This window comes from Actinomyces sp. 2119, from assembly GCF_003591215.1.
GTDB classification, from domain to species: Bacteria; Actinomycetota; Actinomycetes; order Actinomycetales; family Actinomycetaceae; genus Actinomyces; species Actinomyces lilanjuaniae.
Window position 1 is genome coordinate 428,122 of the sequence record NZ_QYRR01000002.1, and the last position, 20,149, is coordinate 448,270.

The 20,149-nt window shown below is 71.9% G+C and carries 17 protein-coding genes; 14 read left to right on the forward strand and 3 right to left on the reverse strand.

What is annotated here, in order from left to right:
- Positions 1-40: 40 nt before the first annotated feature.
- The 3 genes from D4740_RS13170 to D4740_RS03740 form a co-directional block, all read right to left on the reverse strand.
- A complete protein-coding gene (locus tag D4740_RS13170) occupies positions 41-202 on the reverse strand; it encodes a hypothetical protein (RefSeq protein WP_243106776.1) in 162 nt (53 codons plus the stop codon).
- A complete protein-coding gene (locus tag D4740_RS03735) occupies positions 199-528 on the reverse strand; it encodes a helix-turn-helix domain-containing protein (RefSeq protein WP_259390642.1) in 330 nt (109 codons plus the stop codon). Before D4740_RS03735 ends, D4740_RS13170 begins: the two co-directional genes overlap by 4 nt.
- A 518-nt stretch (positions 529-1,046) precedes the next feature.
- Positions 1,047-1,346 (reverse strand): hypothetical protein, encoded by a 300-nt coding sequence (locus tag D4740_RS03740; protein WP_119835563.1) that lies wholly within the window; start codon positions 1,344-1,346, stop codon positions 1,047-1,049.
- 355 nt (positions 1,347-1,701) lie between these two features.
- Between D4740_RS03740 and D4740_RS03745 the strand changes: the two genes are divergently transcribed.
- The 14 genes from D4740_RS03745 to D4740_RS12840 all read left to right on the forward strand — a co-directional run.
- Complete coding sequence (locus D4740_RS03745; RefSeq protein ID WP_119835564.1) at positions 1,702-2,412, forward strand: SAF domain-containing protein; 711 nt, start codon at positions 1,702-1,704, stop codon at positions 2,410-2,412.
- Positions 2,412-3,323, forward strand: coding sequence for a hypothetical protein (locus D4740_RS12680; RefSeq protein ID WP_147392839.1), 912 nt, complete (start codon positions 2,412-2,414; stop codon positions 3,321-3,323). Before D4740_RS03745 ends, D4740_RS12680 begins: the two co-directional genes overlap by 1 nt.
- Positions 3,320-4,732: a CpaF family protein gene (locus D4740_RS03760; protein WP_259390643.1), complete on the forward strand. Its 1,413-nt coding sequence runs from the start codon at positions 3,320-3,322 to the stop codon at positions 4,730-4,732. Before D4740_RS12680 ends, D4740_RS03760 begins: the two co-directional genes overlap by 4 nt.
- Positions 4,729-5,610: a type II secretion system F family protein gene (locus D4740_RS03765; protein ID WP_119835567.1), complete on the forward strand. Its 882-nt coding sequence runs from the start codon at positions 4,729-4,731 to the stop codon at positions 5,608-5,610. Before D4740_RS03760 ends, D4740_RS03765 begins: the two co-directional genes overlap by 4 nt.
- Positions 5,607-6,533, forward strand: a complete 927-nt coding sequence (locus tag D4740_RS03770) for a type II secretion system F family protein (protein WP_119835568.1) — start codon at positions 5,607-5,609, stop codon at positions 6,531-6,533. Before D4740_RS03765 ends, D4740_RS03770 begins: the two co-directional genes overlap by 4 nt.
- Positions 6,534-6,630: 97 nt before the next feature.
- On the forward strand, positions 6,631-6,849 hold the full coding sequence (locus D4740_RS03775; RefSeq protein WP_119835569.1) for a hypothetical protein: 219 nt from the start codon (positions 6,631-6,633) through the stop codon (positions 6,847-6,849).
- A gap of 58 nt (positions 6,850-6,907) precedes the next feature.
- The gene (locus D4740_RS03780; RefSeq protein WP_259390647.1) at positions 6,908-7,345 is read left to right on the forward strand and encodes a TadE family protein; all 438 of its coding nucleotides are present in this window, start codon (positions 6,908-6,910) and stop codon (positions 7,343-7,345) included.
- On the forward strand, positions 7,342-7,773 hold the full coding sequence (locus D4740_RS03785; RefSeq protein WP_243106768.1) for a TadE/TadG family type IV pilus assembly protein: 432 nt from the start codon (positions 7,342-7,344) through the stop codon (positions 7,771-7,773). Before D4740_RS03780 ends, D4740_RS03785 begins: the two co-directional genes overlap by 4 nt.
- A gap of 40 nt (positions 7,774-7,813) precedes the next feature.
- A complete protein-coding gene (locus D4740_RS03790; protein WP_243106767.1) occupies positions 7,814-8,296 on the forward strand; it encodes a pilus assembly protein TadG-related protein in 483 nt (160 codons plus the stop codon).
- A complete protein-coding gene (locus D4740_RS03795) occupies positions 8,293-11,067 on the forward strand; it encodes a hypothetical protein (RefSeq protein WP_119835570.1) in 2,775 nt (924 codons plus the stop codon). The genes D4740_RS03790 and D4740_RS03795 overlap by 4 nt, the downstream gene beginning before the upstream one ends.
- 13 nt (positions 11,068-11,080) lie before the next feature.
- Entirely contained in the window at positions 11,081-15,904 is a 4,824-nt protein-coding gene (locus tag D4740_RS03800; RefSeq protein WP_119835571.1) for an FtsK/SpoIIIE domain-containing protein, read from the forward strand.
- A gap of 191 nt (positions 15,905-16,095) precedes the next feature.
- Positions 16,096-16,506 carry a hypothetical protein gene (locus tag D4740_RS03805; RefSeq protein WP_119835572.1) on the forward strand — a complete coding sequence of 137 codons (411 nt, stop codon included), beginning with the start codon at positions 16,096-16,098 and terminating at the stop codon, positions 16,504-16,506.
- A 58-nt stretch (positions 16,507-16,564) separates the two neighbouring features.
- Positions 16,565-18,775, forward strand: coding sequence for a DUF6571 family protein (locus tag D4740_RS03810; RefSeq protein WP_119835573.1), 2,211 nt, complete (start codon positions 16,565-16,567; stop codon positions 18,773-18,775).
- Between the two features lie 10 nt (positions 18,776-18,785).
- Positions 18,786-20,149 (forward strand): DUF6571 family protein (locus tag D4740_RS12840; protein ID WP_182911331.1); only part of this gene is annotated, 1,364 nt, incomplete at its 3' end.

Consider the following 20,149-nt stretch of genomic DNA (forward strand, 5'->3'; position numbering starts at 1 on the left):
GCGAAGGCTGGTACGAGCCCGTTGTGGTACTGGGAGCCCGCTACCAGCGGAAGCGACGGGTCGATAGCGTGCCGCCGTCGGCGAGGTAGGTGGGGTGGTAGAGAAACGTCGTGGAGACCCGGCCACGGGTGCGGGTCACGTGTGCCTGGCCAACTAGCCGGGTACGTCCGGCCTCCTCGGCGAGCACCTCGATGGTGGTCACCGTGCCCGCCTCTTTGTCAGGCTCCCCGCCCTCAGGCGGCCAATGTCGCTGCTGAGCGGGTCGAGCGCATCGACGGCCTGGTCAAGCACCCCCAGGGCGCGCAGCACCTGCGCGACCTTGCCAAAGCTGACCGAGGGGTCCCCGGTCTCGATCTTGCGCAAGGTGTCCCGCGTGGTGCCGGCGCGCTCCGACACCTGCTGAGCGGTGAGCCCCAGGACCATGCGCCAGCCCCGCACGTGCTCACCGAGTTCGCTCAGCTGTCGATCGATCCGGTAGCCGACCATGGTCTTCTCCTTGTGCGCTATCGCTTCTCCAATGACGAGCATAGCAGTCTGACCGTGGCGTTGTGGCGGGGATTCTCGCCATAGGAGGGCGGTGCCTCGGCTGGGGCTGTCTGCTGGTGCGGAGACGAGGTTGCACATCTTCGGGTGCCGGGGGTCGTACCCGGTGGCGAGGACGACGGTGACCCCGCTGGGGGTCCACGTGGTGCCCTGGGGAGGTCGGTCAGTGCTGGCGCGGCAACGGTCCTCGCGCGGAGCCGCGAAGCGGCAACCTTATAGTCGAAATGATAATAAGACAAAACAATGATGCATATTTTCAAAGGGGGAAATTATCGCGATGCCCATGAGATTTCCTAACTCACCCACGCAGCATTAAATGGGTCTACTTCTAAATAGGGTCGGACGCCACCCGTTTTGACCCCGGCGGCTCAGGCTGGGCTGGGGTGGGCGGCGGGAGCGTCAGCGCCCGGTCCTGTCCCCGCCTGCGGCGGGACCCCATCCTGGGCCGGAGCGCACCCGGTCCGTCTAGCCTGCCCCCGTGGTGAGACCCCGTGCTGGACGGCTCAGGCGACGGGTGCGACTGGTGCCAGCTGACGGGCGTCTGTCACGCCGTTGGCTGCGGCGTTGTTGTTGTGGTTGTTGGCGACGTCCGTGGCGCCCGCCGCCAGGGCGTCCTCAAAGGCCATGAGCTTGGGCCTGAACTCTTCCCAGGCAGCCCGGAAGGCCTCCGCGTTGGGGCTCTCCCACACTGCGGAGGCCAGGGAGGAGTCTGTGGTGGTCTGGATGTCGTGGCACAGCTGGACGTTGTTGCTCAGGGTGTCGTAGAGCGCTGCCAGCGTGTCGAGATCTGCCTGCAAAGACATGTCAAGAAGCTCCTCATCGGTGATTGCTGCTCGGTCTGTGGCTAGGCGCCCCTGCGCTGGTACTGGCTGGCCGGTGGTGGCGAACGTCGTTGCCAGTGTCGCCAACGATGCCGTCACCCTTGCCCGACCTCGCCGCCAGGCGCCACCGGGGCGCGAGGTGTAACGGGCCTCGGCTCGCCCAAGGCGAGCTGCGGTCGTGTTACCACGGGCACCATGTCACAGAGCGACAACGCCTGACAAGTCTATGGGCTGAGACAAAAGTATATTCATCGTCACATCTGTGTCTGTTCCACGAAAATCACGTCTGAGTTACGGTGCTGTCAGTTCTTATGCGGCGACCGAGAGGTTCTTCCCCATGGCACATCCCCAGGACGGACGAGGACGGCGTCGATTCGCGCGCGACTGGCGGGGTGCGGGGGCCGTGCATGCTGGCCAGGGCGCCGGGGCGGCGCGCCTGCCCACCGCCCCGCGCGAGCGGCGCCCGGCGCTGGCGGCGCTGGCCGTGCTGCTCATCCTTGGAGGTGCGCTGCTGGCCGGGCTCCTGGCCCTGCGTATGGGCCAGCGCACGGAGGTGCTGGCTGCCGCAGGCACCATTGAGGCCGGCCAGGTCATCACCAAGGACGATCTGGCTACCACCCTGGTCGCCTCCGACCTGAGCAACCTTGTTCCCGTTGACCAGGCGGAGCAGGTCATCGGCCAGACGGCGCGGGTGGAGGTCAGCCAGGGGCAGCTGCTGGACACCTCCCAGGTGGCTGACGGTCCCCTCCCTGGGGAGGGCAAGCAGGTTGTCGGTGTCTCCCTGGAAGCGGGTCGCTTCCCGGCCACTGGCCTGAGCCCCGGCGACGTCGCCGACGTCGTTGACGTCAACGGTCGTGACGTGGCCGTCTCCGGCGTGCAGGTGCTGGATGCGGTGCCGTCCTCGGGGGCGGATGGGGAGTGGACCTCCGGGGCCGTCGTGTCCCTCATCGTGGACGCCGACGACGCGGTTGAGCTGTCCGCCTCCGCTGCCGCCGGGGACATCGCTGTCGTCGTTACCGCGCCGGGCCGTCCTGTCGGGGAGGACTGATGCTGGTCGCGATGGGCTCAGCCAAGGGGTCACCAGGGGTGTCCACCAGTGCGCACGCGCTGGCCGCCGTGTGGCCGCGTCAGGTGCTGCTGGCCGAGCTGGACCCTGTGGGCTCCGACCTCGCCTACCGGGCTAGGACCCGTGAGGGGCTGCCTCCTGACGGGGACCGCGGGGTCGTCTCCCTGGCCGCCGCCCTCCGGCACGACCCGGACGTGCCGGTCCACGAGCACCTGACGGTCCTGGACGGGGGTCTGGAGGTCCTGGTCGGGCTGACGCGGCCGGACCAGGCTGCCGCTATCGGCACCGGGTGGTCGGCCCTGGCCGCCTGCCTCCACAGCAGCGAGAGCGCCGGGGCGGTCAGCACCGGGCAGGGCAGCCAGAGTGGGGCAGGCCCCGGAGGTGGTCGGGACGTGATCGCTGACGTCGGCAGGATCGGCCCGGGCGTGCCCAGCCTGGGGGTGGCCCTGTCAGCCGACCTGACAGTCCTGGTGGCCCGGCCCGGGGTGGAGCACTACGGCCACCTGCGTGAGCGCCTGTCCTGGCTCCGGGAGGAGGCTGACCGCCGCTCCGGGCCGACCACCCTGGGCGTGGTGCTGATCGCGCCGTGGAGGTCTCGCCACGAGGGCGCGGACCTGGCCCGCCTGCTTCAGGCCAGCGGCCTGGACGTCCCCGTGCTGGGCGTCCTGGCCGAGGACTCCTCTGCTGCGGACGTCCTGGCGGGGCGCCGCCAGCGCCCCCTGGGTCGGACCCTGCTGGTGCGCTCGGCGCGGGCGCTGGCCGACTCCGTGTCCTCCCTGGCCTCCGCGTCCTCCGTGTCCGCCCCGACATCCGTGTTCACCCCGACATCTCCGGCCTTCCCCACGTCCCCAGCCTCCACAGCGGGAGCGACGACGACCGGAGCCCGCGCATGAGCCCCCGAGGCGTCAGGGACACGGCTGTGGGAGGTGTCGGCACCTTCGACAAGGCTGGTGCCGCGGGCGTGGCGCCGGCAGGCGTCGCGGGGACCGTGACGGACCAGGCCCTGGTGCGTGACATGCGCGAGGAGGTCGCTGACCTGCTGGCCCAGCAGCGCCGTGACGACGCCGCCTCCGGCGTCGCCCCCATGACTGCGGAGGACGAGAGGCAGTTCGCCCGGGCGCTGATCGGGCGGGTTCTAGAGGAGCACGCCCGCACTGAGATCGCCGCCGGGCGCACCCCGATGACTGCCCAGGAGGAGGAGCAGGTCTCCCAGGGCATCCACGCCGCGCTGTTCGGCGTGGGCCGCCTCCAGCCCCTGCTGGAGGACCCGCAGGTGGAGAACATCGACATCAACGGCTGCGACAACGTCTTCATCCAGTACGCGGACGGCCGGGAGCAGCGGGGTGAGCCGGTGGCTGACTCCGACGAGGAACTCGTCGAGCTGATCCAGGTGCTCGGCTCATACTCCGGCCTGGCTTCGCGACCCTTCGACTCCGCCAACCCCCAGCTGGACCTGCGCCTGCCCGACGGCTCCCGGCTGTCGGCGGTGATGGAGGTCTGCTCCCGGCCCGCAGTCTCGGTGCGGCGCTCCCGCCTGGACCGGGTGGGCCTGGACGAGCTGGTGGGGCTGGGGACGCTGACCCCGCGCCTGGCTGCCTTCTGCTCGGCCGCGGTGCGTGCCCGCAAGAACATCATGATCGCAGGGGCCACCAACGCGGGCAAGACCACCTTCCTGCGGGCCCTGGCCAACGAGATCCCGCCCGGTGAGCGTCTGGTCACCGTGGAGCGGGCGCTGGAGCTGGGCCTGGGAGAGTTCGCCGACCTCCACCCCAACGTGGTCGCCTTTGAGGAGCGGCTGCCCAACTCCGAGGGCTCCGGCGCCATCTCGATGGCGGACCTGGTACGCCGCTCCCTGCGCATGAACCCCTCCCGGGTCATCGTCGGCGAGGTGCTGGGCGACGAGATTGTCACCATGCTCAACGCCATGAGCCAGGGTAACGACGGCTCCCTGTCCACCATCCACGCCAACTCCTCCTCGGAGGTCTTCAACCGGATCGCCACCTACGCCATCCAGTCCGCCGAGCACCTGCCGCAGGAGGCCACCAACCTGCTCATCGCCGGGGCGGTGGACTTCGTCATCTTCCTCACCCGCGAGAACCGGTTCTCCCAGGGCGGGGGCCTACGCCGCTACGTGGCCTCCGTGCGGGAGGTCAACGGTGTGGACGGGCGGGTGCTGTCCAGCGAGGTCTTCGCCGACGACGGCACCGGGACCGCCCAGCCAGCCGCACCTGTCGCCTGTGCGGGCGACCTGATGGCGGCCGGGTACGACCCGGCCGCTCCCTACGCGCAGGAGACGGTATGAGCAGTGAGACGGTGGTGGGTGTCGCGGTCCTGTGCGGGGCGCTGATCGGGGGAGGCCTGTTCCTCCTGATGGGCTACCTGCTGGGCGCTGACCTGCTCCCTGCCCGAGCGGGCAGCGTCACGGCGTCGTCGGCAGGACTGGCCGGGCTGTCCCGCCGTGTCCTCCTGGCCGCCGGGGTCGGGGTGGGCGTCCTGGCCCTGACACGCTGGATCGTGCTGGCGGCTGCAGCCGCCTGCCTCGTGGCCGTGTGGCCGCTGCTGTTCGGTGGGGCCAGGCAGGAGAGGCTGGCAGCCGCCCGGATCGAGGCCCTGGCCACGTGGGCTGAGTCGCTGCGGGACACTATCGCCGGGGCGGTGGGCCTGGAGCAGGCCATCCCTGCCACGGTCCACGCCGCCGCCCCGGTCATCCGCCAGGACCTGGCGCTGCTGGCCGACCGCATGCGGGTGCGCGTCCCCCTGCCCACGGCGCTGCGCCAACTCGCAGACGACCTCGACGACCCCACCGCTGACCTTATTGTCTCCGCCCTCATCATGAACGCCCGCCTGCGCGGGCCGGGGCTGCGCCAACTACTGGGCGCCCTGGCGGACACCGCCCGCGCCGAGCTGGACATGCGTCAGCGCGTGTCGGCCTCACGCTCTGGGACCCGGCGCTCCGCGCAGATCGTCATCATCTTCTCCGTGGTGGTGATGCTGGGGCTGGCCCTGTTCAACCGGAGCTTTGTGGCCCCGTATGAGAGCGCCCAGGGTCAGTTGGTGCTCCTGGTGGTGGTGGGCCTGTTCGCCGTCGGGATGCTGTGGATGCGCCGCCTGTCAGGGGTCCGGCTGCCCCGGAGGTTCCTGACCGTGACTGCTGGCCAGGGCGGGGGTGAGCGGGCGTGATCACCTGGATACTCCTGGGCGGGGCACTCAGCGGGGCGGGCGTGCTGCTCCTGCTCCTGATCCTGCTGCCCCCTGCCGTCCAGCCGGCCGCTGGGCTGGCCGAGCTGGACACACGGCGTGACCAGGAGCGGCTGCGCCGCGACGTGCGTCGCCTCGACCCCGGAGAGGACGCCCTGCCCGAGTGGGCGGACGTGCTGGGTATCCGTGCCGCTGCCGTAGCCCGGCGGCTGGGCACCGACCTGTTCTCCCTCAACGCGGACCTGGCCGTGGTGGGGCGGTCCTTGGAGCGCCACCTGGCGACCTCCGTGCTGGTGGGCCTGGGAGGCTTTGTCGCCCCGATCCTGGTCGTCGGCCTCATGCAGCTGATGGGGGTGCCGCTAGGCTGGTCTGTCCCCGTGATTGTCAGCCTGGCGCTCGGCCTGGCGGGCCTGGCGCTGCCCACGTTGCGCCTGCGTGGCCAGGCTACGGAGGCACGCAGGGACTTCCGCCATGTGGTGGGCTCCTACCTGGACCTGGTCTCCATGTCCCTGTCGGCGGGGCGCGGCGTGCCTGAGGCCCTGGACGCCGCCTCAGCCCTGTGCGATGACCCGGCGATGGTGCGTATCCGCGACGCCCTGGCGGTGGCCCGGCTGCGTGGGGACACCCCCTGGGCAGCCCTGGGGCAGCTGGGCACCCAGCTGCGTATCGATGAGCTGCGCGACCTCTCTGCCGCCCTGGCCCTGGTGGCGGAGGACGGGGCCAAGGTTCGCGAGTCGCTGGCGGCCAGGGCCTCCAGCATGCGTCGCAGGGACCTGGCCGACGCTGAGAGCAGGGCGGGGGAGGGCTCGGAGTCCATGCTTGTGGCCCAGCTCGTCATCGCGATGGGCTTCATCGTGTTCCTCGTCTACCCGGCGCTGAGGGGAATTATGGGCAGCAGCCTGTGACACCGCCAGTGCCTGGAGCACTCCGGAAAGAGGCAGTCCAGAAGGACAGCACAGAAGAAGACAGACCAGAAAAACAACACAGAAAGAGAGGGCAACCATGCTCCAGCTGCTGTGCACGCTCCAGGTGGTCGCGCAAGGCCTGCGCGACCGTCTCAGCCAGGCCGCCCGGCGCCTGTCCGACGACAGGGGCGTGTCCACCGTCGAGTGGGTCATCATCACCGGGTTCCTCATCGTGCTGGCCGCCGTGGTAGGGCGAGCGGTCTACGCCATGGTCGACAACGCCTCCAGCGACCTGCAGGTCCCCTCTATCCCCTGACTGCGGGCACGTGACGGGACGAGCCGGGACAGGTGCAGGAGAGCCTGGAGGCGTGACGATGTGGGGAGGCGGTGAGATGGCGGACGTGGCGTCACGGCGCCGTGCGCGTGGGCTGGTGAGACGGCTCAGGGAGCAGGAGGGGGCCTCCAGCGTCGAGCTGCTGGTCTTCTTCCCGCTGCTCATGCTCATCATCCTGCTGACTGTCCAGGTGGCGCTGAGCTGGTACGGCAACGAGGTGGCGATGATGACGGCTCGCGAGGTTGCCCGCGAGGTGCGCAACGGTGGCGAGACCTCCTCCGCGCGCGAGGACGGCCGCCGCTACGCCCAGCAGGTCGGCGGCAGGGCGCTCACTGACGTGGACGTGCACGTGAGCGTAACCGGCCAGGAGGTCGTGGTCCACGTCGAGGGTGAGGCCATGACGATCCTGGCCGGCCTCGTCCCGCGCGTCCAGGCCTCGGTCACCGCGCAGCGCGAGACCTTCCGGGAGGACCTGTGAGGAGATCACGGCTACCTGCCGGGAGTGCTCGCCTTCACGGGCAGCGCGGGACGCTGTCGGTGGAGATGGTCGTCCTGGTCCCGGTCCTCATGGTGATGGTGCTGCTGGTCGTGGCCGGGGGCAGGATGGTCTCGGCCGAGGGCATGGTCCAGGCGGCCTCCCGGGACGCCGCCCGAGCCGCCTCCATGGAGCGCTCTGTCGGGCAGGCCCGCGCTGCGGCCGCCAGGAGCCTGGCCGCCGCAGACACCGCTCGCGCACACTGCTCGTCCTGGGTCATCGACGCGGACTTCGGGCGTGGGGGCACGGTCACGGTCGGGGTGGGCTGCCGGGTACGCCTGTCCGACCTGGGGCTGGTGATGCTGCCCGGGACCACCACTGTCACGGCGGAGTCCACGGCACCGGTGGACACGTGGAGGGGGACCCGGTGAGCGCGGCCAGCCCGGTGGCAAGGACGAGAGGGCGACAGCAGTGACAGTGGTGACAGTAGTGGCAGTAGTGACAAGGACAGCGCGGGCGGGCGCACGCGGCCTCCTGCACCGCCAGCGCGGCTCCCTGTCCGTCTTCGTCGTCGTCATCGCTGCCGTGCTGCTCCTCCTGGCCGGACTGTGCATCGAGGGCGGTCGCGTGCTCAACGCGCGCGCCACGCTGACTGACCAGGCGGAGCAGGCCGCCAGGTCTGGTGCCCAGCAGCTGGCCGACGGCGGTGTGCGCCAGGGGGATGCGGTCGTCCTGGACACTCAGGCGGCTGGCCTGGCAGCCCGCTCCTACCTGGCTGGCGTCGGGCTGTCGGGAGGCTCGGAGGTCACGGTGGGCGCCAGCACGGTGTCGGTGACGGTGGAGCGTGACGTGCCCACCACCATGCTGCGCCTGGTGGGGCTGCGCTCGGTCCACATCACCTCCACCGGTGAGGCACGTACCGCGACAGGAATCTATGAGGAGGACGACCTGTGAGCACCTGGGGCACCCGCCAGCACACCCGTGACCGGTCCTGGCACCTCCAGGGGCCGCAGCGCTTCCGGGTGCCCGAGGCGCGCTACCGCTCCCCGGTGTGGCGCTCCCTGCTGTCTGCTGTCGTCCTGGTGGCAGTGGTGGTGGGGGCCCCCGTCCTCCTGCTGATCGCCACCGGCCTGCCCCCGCTGCCCCAGGGACTCGACACCTCTGTGCTGACCCGGGTGGTCTCCGCGCAGACGCTGCTGGACCTGGTGGTGTGGGTGCTGTGGCTGGCATGGCTGCAGTTCAGCGTGTGCACGGTGGTCGAGGCGGTCTCCGCCCTGCGGGGCCGGGGGGTGCCGGCACACGTGCCGCTGTCCGGTGCGACGCAGGCGGTGGTGCGCCGCCTGGTGGTCTCTACCCTGCTGCTGAGTTCCCTGAGCTCGGTGGTCGGCCCTGCGGTGGCGGCTGCCCCGCAGCCCTCCCTCCCCGCCGTGGCGGGGACCCAGGCCGCTCCGGCCGCCCCCGTGGGCCCGGGGGAGCAGGCCGGTGCCGGTGGAGGCGGCCAGGCTGGGGCCGAGGCAGTCGGGGAGGGAGCCGGGGGGCCGGCGCCTGGTGCGCAGGAGGCCCCGCCCGGGGCTGGCGCGCCAGGTCGGGGCGGTGAGGCGGACCAGCCCCAGGAGGGTGTGCGCTACATGCTGGGCGACATCGAGCTGGACCCGGCTACCGGTGCTCAGCTTGTGGGCCAGCGGGTCTACGTGGTCCAGCCGCCGCAAGGGCGCTACCACGACAACCTCTGGGACATTGCCGAGCGCACCCTAGGGGAGGGGCGTGCCTACAACCAGGTCTACGACCTCAACGCCGGGCGGCAGCAGCCTGACGGCCGTTACCTGGAGCTGGCCCGGCTGATCCAGCCCGGGTGGCTGCTGGTCATGCCGGAGTCCGCCCAGACGGTGGACCGTGTGGTGGCGGTGCCCGTGGAGGAGCCTGCGCAGGAGCCGAGCCAGTCGGCCTCGCCTGGGCAGAACGACCCCGCCCAGGACCAGGGGGCTGGCGCACGGCAGGGCCTGGGCGACATCACCGCTGCCCGGGTGCCTGCTGTGGGTGGCCTGCTGGCGGCCGCCCTGGTGGGCCTGCTGGCGCGCAGGCGGCGGCTGGGGCTGGCCGGGGAGGTCGGTCAGGACGCGGCCGAGCTGGAGAGGCTCCTGCGGGTGGGGGCGGACGCGGGCCGGGCCCGCCGCCTGGACGCGGTGCTGCGGGGCCTGGGTGGGCTGTCCCCCGTGCCGCGCCCCTACGCCGTGGTCCTCAGCGACGAGGCCTGTCTCCTGCGCCTGCCCCGGCCCCTGCCGCAGGCGCCCGCCCCCTGGCAGGTCCACGACCAGGGCCTGACCTGGGTGCTGCCTGCGGGCCAGGAGCCCGACCCGGGCGCGGCCCCGCCCCTGGTGCCCGGGCTGGTCACTATCGGGCGGGACGCGCAGGGGGCCGACGTCCTCATCGACCTGGCCTCCGCTGACGGCGACGTCTGCGTGACCGGAGACCCCACCATGGCTGCCGAGGTGGTGGGTGCCCTGGCTCTTGAGCTGTGCACCAACCCTTGGTCCGCCCGGGTGGTGGTGGCCGGGGTGGGGCTCGCGCCCGCCCTGCACGGCATGCTGGCGGGCAGGTTGCGTTCCCCGGAGGAGCTGGTGCGCGGCGCTCGGGCTCCTGGTGGTGACACTGTGCTCAGCGGGCCGAGGCCAGGGGCCGTCAACGCGGTCATGCTGGTGGGTGGCGGGGAGGAGTTGCCGCCCCTGCCCCCCGGGGGCCGAACCGCGCTGGTGCGCACCGGCACCGGATCAGGGTCGCGCTGGCGGATCGAGGTCGATGCCTCTGGCAGCGCCCGGATCGAGCCGCTGGGCCTGGTGGTGACGGTGACGCGAGCCACGACGGAGGAGGTGTCCGGGCTGGCTGAGCTTGTGGCGCCCGCCCCTGTGGACGGCACGCGCCCACCCGTCCCCGACCCGCCCCGGCCCCCGGTGGACGCGGCCGCCCTGCGAGCCGCCCCTGTGCGCGTCCACGTGCTGGGCCGCACCCTGGTGGAGGCAGCGGGTCCGGTGGAGCGGCGGCGGCGCAGCCTGCTGACAGAGGCGGCAGTGTGCGTGGCCCTGCACCCGCAGGGGGTTCGTCCTGACGTACTGGGGGCGATGCTGTGGCCGCTGGGGGTGACCGGTGACGTCGTCGAGGCGACCGTGGGGCGGCTGAGGCAGTGGCTGGGCCATGACGCCCAGGGGGTGCCGCACCTGCGCCAGGACGCGCAGGGACGCCTTGTCATGGGGCCGGGCGTCGTGACCGACTGGGACGTGCTGCGCTCCCTGCTGAACTCCTCACGCTCCAGTCCTCCCGGGCGCGAGGCCTCCCTGCTGGGGGAGGCGCTGCGGCTGGTGCACGGACCGGTGGGGCAGGACGTGCCTGGGGGACGCTACAGCTGGCTGGCCCGGGTGCGGGTGGCCCGGCAGGTAGAGACCCTGGTGGTGGACGCCGCCCACCGCCTGGTCGAGCTGGTCGGGGACACCGACCCTGACGCCGCCGCCGCTGCCGTGGACTGCGGGCTGCAGGTGGTGGACCTCAGCCAGGTCCTGTGGCGTGACCGGCTGCGCCTGGCTGCCCGGAGGGGGACGGAGGAGCTGGAGCGCCAGGTGGGCGCGCTCCTGGACGTCTCGGGCGCTGACGACCTGGCGCTGGTGGACCCGGCCACGGCCGCGCTCGTAGAGGACCTGGCCCCGGGCCGGGGCGTGCGCCGGGTGCCTGCGTGAGAGGAGGCAGGACGTGCAGCTGCTTGTCAGTGTGGTGCGCCCGCAGGCGCGTGAGCCGGTGATCCGGGACCTGGTGGTGACCGCCCAGGGCGACTCCACCGTGGCGGACCTGGCTGCGGCGCTGGACACAAGCGTGCCCGATGACGCCGTAGCGGCTGCTAGCGGGGCGGCGCTGCGGTTGGTGGTCTCAGCCGGGCAGGCCCGCAGTCAGGAGGGTTCCGCCGTGGGGCTGTGGGCGGGTACGGCCCGCCTGGACCCCGGCGACCTGCTGGCTGGCGGGCCGGTCCACGACGGGATGGTCCTGGGGCTGGGGGATGCGGTGCAGGAGGACGCCGAGCTGGGTGAGCCTGCGGGCGTGGTCGAGCTGCGGGTGGTGTCGGGGTACGGGGCCGGTGCCGTCCACCGGCTGGGGCTGGGCACCTACACCCTGGGCGGGGACGGCTGCGACATCGCCCTGGAGCTCCCGGGGCCGGGGAGCCCGGAGGGGGAGGACTGCCCGGGGCCGGTCGAGGGACTGGAGCCGGGGGCGAGGGTGGCCACCGTGTCGGTGCGGGCCGGTGGTGAGGTGGTGCTGGCAGTGGACCCGGAGGTGGCCGAGCGCATGGCCCCGGTGCCTGCCCTGCGGCAGCGTCGCCTGCCCGGCCCTCTGGTGCTGGAGTCCCGCGATGAGGTGAACCAGGGTAAGGACGGCGGCAGTATCAGGCGCCGGGGCCGCAGGCGCAGGAGGCAGAAGGAGGGGGACCCCGTGCTCTGGGGGCGTGAGGAGGTGGATCCCGACGCCCCGCGCCACCTTGTCGAGCTGGACCGCCGCCCGGTCACCCGGGAGGTCTCCTGGAGGGAGGGGGCGGTGCTGCGGGTGGGGCGGACCCTGCTGACCGTGGGAGCGATTCCGGAGGCGGACGCGGTGACCAGCCCGACGCCGGAGGCCACCACGCTTGACTTCAACCGGCCGCCTCGGCTGGCCCGGCCCGGGCGCAGGATGGAGTTCGCCCTGCCGCGTCCGCCTCAGCGGCCGCGCAGGCAGTCTTTCCCTTTCGCGATGATGGTCTCGCCCATGGTCATGGGGGCGGGCATGTACCTGGTCACGGGGCGGGTTTACTCGCTGCTGTTCATGGTGCTCTCCCCGGTGATGATGATCGCCAACCGCATCCAGGGCAGGTCGAGCTCCAGGCGGACCTACCGGGAGAACCTGCGCCGCTACGAGCAGCAGCGCGGCGAGGTGGAGGAGGCCGCCTTCAGGGCGCTGAGCGAGGAGCGCCGCCTGCGCCGCTGCGACTCCCCCGACCCCGCTGAGGTCCTGCTGCGTGCCACGGGGCCGCGCTCCACCCTGTGGGAGAGGCGGCCCACCGACCCGGACTGGCTGGAGCTGCGCGTGGGCACGGCAGACCTGCCCAGTGACGTGGTGCTCCAGGACCCCGACCGTGCCCGGCACGAGGAGGAGCTGCGGTGGACGGCCCCGGACGTGCCGGTGACGGTGCCGGTGGCCCGCACGGGCGTGGTGGGGGTGTGCGGGGCGCACCGCCACCGGCTGGCTGCTTGGCTGACCGCCCAGGCGGCGGCCCTGCACTCTCCTGCCGAGCTGGAGATGGTGCTCCTCATGGACCTGGAGGAGGGGGAGGTGGCCCGGTCCCGGTGGGAGTGGGCACGGTGGCTGCCCCACCTGCGCGGTGCCGAGGGCGTGGGCGCGCGGGTACGGGTGGGCGTGGACGAGGAGTCGGTGGCCCGGCGGGTGGGCGAGCTGGTTGACCTGGTGGACGCGCGCCGTGAGCAGGGGGAGGCTGCCGGGACAGGGGTCGTGCCGACAGAGCAGGTGCTGGTGGTGCTGGACGGGGCGCACGCGCTGCGCCAGCGTCCCGGCATGGTCCACGTGCTGCGCGCTGGCCCGTCGGTAGGTGTGCACGTGGTGTGCGTGGACACCGACCGCACCTGGCTGCCCGAGGAGTGCCGGGCAGTGGTGGAGGCGGGCGTGACGGGCGCCTCCGTGTCCCTCACGGGCCGCGACCAGGTGGAGCAGGTCCTGGCCGACCTGGTCCCGTCCGGCTGGTGCGAGCGGCTGGCCCGCTGCCTGGCCCCGGTCAACGACGTCTCCGCCCAGGGAGCCGAGGGTGCAGTGCCCTCCTCCTCGCGTCTGCTGGACGTGCTGGACCTGCCGGAGCCTGACGCCCAGGCGGTGCTGGAGAGATGGCGCCAGGTGGGGCGCACCACCCGGGCCGTCATCGGTGAGGACGCTGAGGGACTGTTCAGCGTGGACGTGAGCGCCCACGGCCCTCACGCCCTGGTGGCCGGGACCACCGGCTCGGGCAAGTCCGAGCTGCTGCAGACCCTCATCGCCTCCCTGTGCGTGGGTAACACGCCTGAGGCGATGACCTTTGTGCTGGTGGACTACAAGGGTGGGGCGGCGTTCAAGGACTGCGCCCGCCTGCCGCACACCGTGGGCATGGTCACCGACCTGGACGGGCACCTCACCTCGCGGGCGCTGGAGTCCCTGGGGGCCGAGCTGCGGCGGCGAGAGCACCAGCTGGCGGGGGCCGGCGCCAAGGACATCGAGGACTACGTGGCCGCTGCGGGGCCGGGCGACGAGCCCATGCCGCGCCTGATGATCATCATCGACGAGTTCGCGGCCCTGGTGGCCGAGCTGCCGGAGTTTGTGGAGGGGCTGGTGGACGTCGCCCGGCGGGGGCGATCCCTGGGGGTGCACCTGGTGCTGGCCACCCAGCGGCCTGCCGGGGTGGTCTCCGCTGAGATCAAGTCGAACACGAACCTGCGTATCGCGCTGCGGGTCACTGACGAGAACGACTCCCAGGACGTGGTGGAGACCTCTGTCGCCGCCCGTGTCCCGCCCAGCATCCCGGGGCGGGCCTGGGCGCGCCTGGGGCACGCCAGCCTGCGGGCGTTCCAGTCCTCCCGGGTGGGGGGCCGCCCGGCCGGGGCGGGGCCGCGTGCGGGCCTGCGCGCCCTGCCCCTGACGCTGGCCGAGCTGTCCCACCCCGAGGTGGCACCGGTGGTGGAGGAGGACGCCAGCGTGCCCACCGACCTGGCCACCCTGGTGACCGCGGTGGGAGAGGCCTATGAGTCCCTGGGCAGGCCCGCGCCCCACAGCCCCTGGCTGCCACCCCTGCCGGAGGTGCTGACCCTGGAGGAGGCGGCTGGACCCTGCGATCAGCAGGCCCGGGGCGCCCGAAGGCGGGCGGGGCGAGGCGCCCAGGAGGCGCAGCCCCCGCAGGGGCGGGCAGGCCAGGACAGTGCCCAGGAGGCGGCCCCGGACCCGCGCGGGGAGGGGTTCCTGCCGCCGGTGGTGCTGGGGCGGGAGGACGTGCCCGGGGAGCAGGACCAGCGGCCCATGACCTGGGACTACACGCGTGGGGGCCACCTGGGTGTGGCGGGTGCCCCCAGGTCTGGGCGCTCGGCGCTGCTGCGCCTGGTGGCCGTGGGGATCGCGCGCAGTGCGTCGGCGGCCGAGGTGCACCTCTACGGTATCGACGCCGGTGCGGGGGCACTGCTGCCGTGCCTGTCCCTGCCCCACTGCGGGGCGGTGGTGACCCGGGGGGAGTCCGACCGTATCCGGCGCCTGCTGGCGCTGCTGTCCGGTGAGGTGGCGCGTCGTCAGCAGTACCTGGCGAGCCGGGGGCTGGCCTCCCTGGCGGAGCAACGGGTGGTGGCGCCCGAGGGTGAGCGCCTGCCCTACCTGGTGCTGCTCATCGACCGGTGGGACTCCTTCACCGCCGTCTACGAGACCACCGACGGGGGAGCGTTCCTGGACCAGGTGGAGGCGCTGATGCGTGAGGGTGCTGCTGTGGGGCTGCGGGTGGTGGTCACCGGTGACCGGCGGGTGCTGCGAGGCCGGTTCGGGATGGCCCTGGAGGACCGTCTCCTGCTGCGCATGCCCGGGCCGGAGGACTTTGAGGCGGTGGGGATGAGGGCTCGTGACGTTCCCCGGGTCATGCCGCCGGGGCGAGGGTTCCGCGCCGGGGAGCAGGCGCCCCGGGAGGTCCAGGTGGCCCTGCTGGAGGCGGACGGCTCGGGGGCGGCCCAGGCTGCTGCCGTGCACGCCGCCGCCAGGTGGGCGGTGGAGCACTGGGGCGAGGTACCGCGTGAGAGCCGCCCCGGTGGGGTGGACGACCTGCCGGTGACGATCAGTGCTGTCGAGGCGCGTCGGCTGGGGCCGAGCCTGCGCCCCGGGGAGATTGCCCTGGCTGTGGGAGGAGACTCCCTGGGCCTGGTGCCGATCGACCTGGAGGACGCTGGCAACAGCGTCCTGGTGACGGGGCCGCGTCGCTCGGGGCGGTCCACCGCCCTGCTGTTTGCCGCGTGTACCGCCCTGGAGGGTGGGCTGGGCGTGGTGCTGGTGCTGCCCCGGCGCTCGCCGCTGGCTGACCTGGAGGGGTACCCGGGAGTAGTGGGTGTCCTTGGCCTGGAGTCCAGGCCTGAGGAGCTGGTCGGGCTGGTTGGTGAGCGTCCCGGTCGCACGCTGGTGGTGGTGGATGACGCGGAGTACATGGGCAGTGAGCACCCGTTGAACATGGCGCTGGATGCCCGGCTGGTCGCTGCTCGTGACACTCCTGGTGGTGTGGTGCTGGCCTGTGGTGTTGACGAGATCCCCTCCATGTACCGGGGGGTGGTGGCACGGGCCAAGAAGAACCGTACTGCTCTGCTCCTGGCGCCGCGCTCGGCCACGGACGCCTCTGCCATCGACGCCAGGCTGCCCGCGTCTACCGGGGGGCCTGTCCCCAGGGGGCGGGGTGTCCTGTTCACCGCGACGGGGTGGTCCTGGGTGCAGGTGCCGTGCACGGGTCCGGAGGACCTGGAGGGGGTGCCGCGTGACGGCTCGCAGCCGTGAGTGGTGGCGCGGGCCGGGTGCCGCCCGTGTTTCCTGCGGGTGTTCTTCCGGGGTGACCGCCTGTGATGGTAGCGTAATCCACGTGACTGTCCGAGCGTTACTTAGCCTGAGGTTGTGGCCGTCCTCCGGGGAGGCGTCCTGTGGTCGGCCACCCTGGTCTACCCTAGTAGGGTCGGAGTGGAGGGGGGCTGGTGGTCTTGGCTGAGGAGGACGAGGCTGCCCAGGGCGGCGAGGGCTCCGGGGAGTCTGAGGGCTCTGAGAGTCCTGAGATGGTGGAGAACAGGAGGAAGTTGGCGATGGAGCGGCTGAAGGTCCGGGTGGTGCTGGCGGCGTCGGGTGTTGGTGGCGATGTCGGTCTTACCGCTTCGGTGGCTGCGACGGCGGTGACGGCGCCTGCTGGTGTCAGTGACGTGGCTGGTGGTCTGGCCGGGGCGTGGGACTCGCCCAGGGCTGTTGAGTTTGCTGGGTCTATTGACACTGGTGTCCAGGCTGTGCGTGACAGGGTGGAGGAGGTCCAGACTGACGTGCAGTCCGCGATCAACCAGGAGGAGGACCAGGTGCCTGAGGGTAGCGACGAGGCTGACACGAAGTGGGACGAGTAGAAGAAGTGGGACGAGTAGCTGTGGTGGGTAGCTGTCGGGCTAGGTCGGGGGTGCGGTCGTGGTTTTTGTGAGTCTGGATCCTGAGCGGCTGCTGTCCTATGTGGTGGGGCTGGAGTCGTGGGCGGCGATGGCTGACACGGAGCGGTTGCAGGTGGCGGCGCGTAACGTGAACCGGGTGGGTGAGCCTGTGGTGGGGTCGGTGGAGTGGAAGACGCTGCCTGGTGGGGGCGGGGCGTGGGTCGGCGCGGTTGTTGGTGGCGCGGGTGCCGGTGGGCCTGTTCCTGTGGGTGCGGGTGCTGGGTGGGGTGCGGCGGTGGTCCACCTGCAGGGTGTGGCTGAGGAGCTGCGTACTCGTCGGCAGGAGGCTGTGGACATGAACTCCCAGGGGGTCACGATGGCTGGTCCTGGGGGGTGGGTGTGCTACTACCTGCCTGAGGGGGTGGAGGACACGGTGGCTAACGTGGTGGCCTACAACTCGTTGTCGGTGGTGGGTGGGCGCGGTGACGCCACCGCCTTGAACCAGGCGCTGTCCAGTCGTGAGGGGGTGGCTGAGGACGGGCGCAGCGTGGAGCAGGTCCTGGCGGAGATGGCCAAGCACCAGGACGTGCCCACCTACGGGGTGTCCTTCGTGAACACCTTCGGGGTGGAGGGGTTCCTGGGGCTGCCTGGCCGTGTGGAGTCCTACCACACCGTCTACGAGGGGGCTGGTGGCGGGACGCAGAACATGGCCAACGCCGTGGTGGACCGTGAGGCGGCCGCCCAGGGCGTGGGGGTGCTGGGGCACGTGCTGGCTGCCTCGACCCAGCCGGGTGTGGAGGTCCGTGAGCAGGGGGAGGTGGTTGACATGGCTGCGGCCGTATACTCCGGGGTGCACCAGGAGGGTCACCAGGGGCGTATGTCGGGGCTCAACGCGCTGCTGGCGGCTGAGGGGGCGGTCTACGGGGCGGACTTCCTGGTGGACCTGGCGGGTCGGCTGGAGGGTGACGACTACGACGGGGCGGTGCCTGCTGAGGTGAGTCGGCACAAGGGGTATGAGGGGCTGTACACGGGGGGCTCGCTGGACCCGTTGTACGGGGTGCTGTCAGCGATGGGGTCCAACCCGCGGGCGGCGCTGGGGTACCTGGTGCCTGACGGGGAGCCTGACGGTCGTGGGGGGTGGGTGCCTGGGCAGGAGGCGCAGGAGCGGTGGGAGCTGCTGGGCTCGCGTGAGTGGGACCCGCAGGTTGGCCTGGATGGTCTGACCGCGGCGCAGGCGGGGGTCTCCTCGCTGCGGGGTGACACCGAGGCCGGTACTGCTGCCTCGGCGACGTGGGTCACGGCGCGGTCCATGGAGATGGCGGTCAACGAGGTGTCCCTGGAGGACTACACCGAGACGATGAAGGAGAACCTCTCCGTGCTGGTGGCCAACAGCGCCCAGGAGGCCGTCCAGGTCGCCAACGGGAAGGACCCCAAGGGGCTGGGGCTTGATGATCCTGAGGACAAGGGATCTATGGAGGGTCGGAATCTCGTGGCGTCCCTCATGTACCGGGTGGTTGACAACGAGGACGCGGCCGCGACCATGGCGGCGGCCATGGCCAACCAGGCCCTGGGTGCTGAGGTCTCCTCCCCGGAGGGGCTGTACAACAAGTACGAGGCTGCTGCTGCGGCGCAGGCCTTCCTGGAGGCGGTGGGCTCGGTGCGTGCCAGCGACCTGGAGGCCCGGGCTGCCTCTGAGGCGGCTGGGGCGCGGGAGGCGGCGGGTACGGCGGTGTCGGTGTTTACCACGGTGGCTGGTGCGGGGGTGGGTGCGGTGACCTCGGGGCCTGCCGCACCCCTGGTGTGGAGCTTGGGGACCACCCTGGCCAGGCCGGTGGTGGTGGACGCCCTGGCCCCGGAGACGGTGGAGGCGCTGGACAACCCTGCTGCCGGTGGTACCGACCTGCTGGAGGCCTACGCCTGTGCGGAGGCGGCCAACAGCGGGCTGGTGCCGCAGGAGGCCCTGGCCCCGGAGCGCTTCGTGGACCCGGCGACGGGTGAGCCGTACTCGTGGTACCACGAGCCGGGGTCGGGGGACGGGCCGGTGGTTGACCTGCCTGCTGCTCCTGGTCCAGGGACTGTCTCTGACGTGCGTGAGTGGGCCATGTCTATTGAGGTGGCCAGGGCCGACCACGACGACGTCCTGGGGACCGTGAGAGGCAGGGTGGGCAACGGTGCCGACAGGGCGGCTGCTCGGGTGTTGGCCGAGGACGGTGCGGGTGGTGACTCTGGTGTCACGATCAACAAGGACTAGGGCCAGGGCTGTGAGGAGGGCTGTTCTCGTGGTGCGTCGTCGTGGTGGTGTGCGGGGTCGTCTCGTGCGTGCTGGTGGTGTGGTGCGTGGTGGTGGGCTGGTTGTGGTGGTGCTGGTGGTGGTGCTGGCTGGTGGTGTGGGTGCGGGTGGGTGGTGGTGGGTGCGGGTGCATGATCCTTTGTCTGGTGTGCTGGAGGGGCTGGTGGGTGACCCGGTGGCGGCGCTGGACTACCTGGCTCCGGAGGGGCCTGCCCAGGAGGCGGGGGCGGGTGCTTCGGCTGGGGCTGAGGAGGCCACGTCGGCTGCGTCGGCTGCGACGGGGGGTGCTTCGGCTGGTGCTGACGGGGAGGCTGGTGCGGGCGGTGGTGTGTGGGTTGCGTCGGGTGCTGCTGTGGAGCGGTGGGAGGTTCTGGGGTCGCGGGGGTGGGGGTCTGAGGGTCTGGAGGCTCTGGCTGGGGTGGGGGCTGTGGTGTCGTCGTTGCGTGGTGACGCGGACCCGGTGGTGCGGGCTCGTGCCTTGTGGGTGTCTGGTCGGGTGCTGGGGCTGTTTGGTGAGGTGCCTGTGGGTCGGTTCTCGGGGGAGGTCAGGCGGCAGGTGGCTGTGGTGGTGGCTAACTGTGCGCCGGAGGTGGTGGGTGTGGCCCTGGGGCGGGGTGCTGGTGAGGTGCTGGGGCTGGACGGTGGTGTGGGTGAGCAGCAGGGTGTGGTGGCGTCTGTGGTGTACCGGGTGGTGGAGGACCGTGACGCGGTGGTGACGGTGGCGTCTGGTCTGGCCAGTGTGGCGGCGCGTGGTGGTAGCGCGGAGGGTCTGGAGGGGGTGTACTACCGGGTGGGTGCGGTCCAGGAGTTCCTGGGTGCGGTGGGGTCGGTGCGTGGGGCGGACCTGGAGGCTGGTGGTGCGGGTGAGGAGGAGATGGAGGAGTTCTGGGGGGTGCAGTACCTGGGGCGGGCGGTGTTTACCACGGTGGTGGGTGGCCGCGACGGTGCTGCCGGGGTGAGCGCGGAGGCGGTGGAGGCGGCCGCGCCCCTGGTGGTGCGGGAGGGGGCCGCGTTGGGTGGGCCGGTGGTGGTGGACGCCCTGGCCCCGGAGACGGTGGAGGCGCTGGACAACCCTGCTGCCGGTGGTACCGACCTGCTGGAGGCCTACGCCTGTGCGGAGGCGGCCAACAGCGGGCTGGTGCCGCAGGAGGCCCTGGCCCCGGAGCGCTTCGTGGACCCGGCGACGGGTGAGCCGTACTCGTGGTACCACGAGCCGGGGTCGGGGGACGGGCCGGTGGTTGACCTGCCTGCTGCTCCTGGTCCAGGGACTGTCTCTGACGTGCGTGAGTGGGCCATGTCTATTGAGGTGGCCAGGGCCGACCACGACGACGTCCT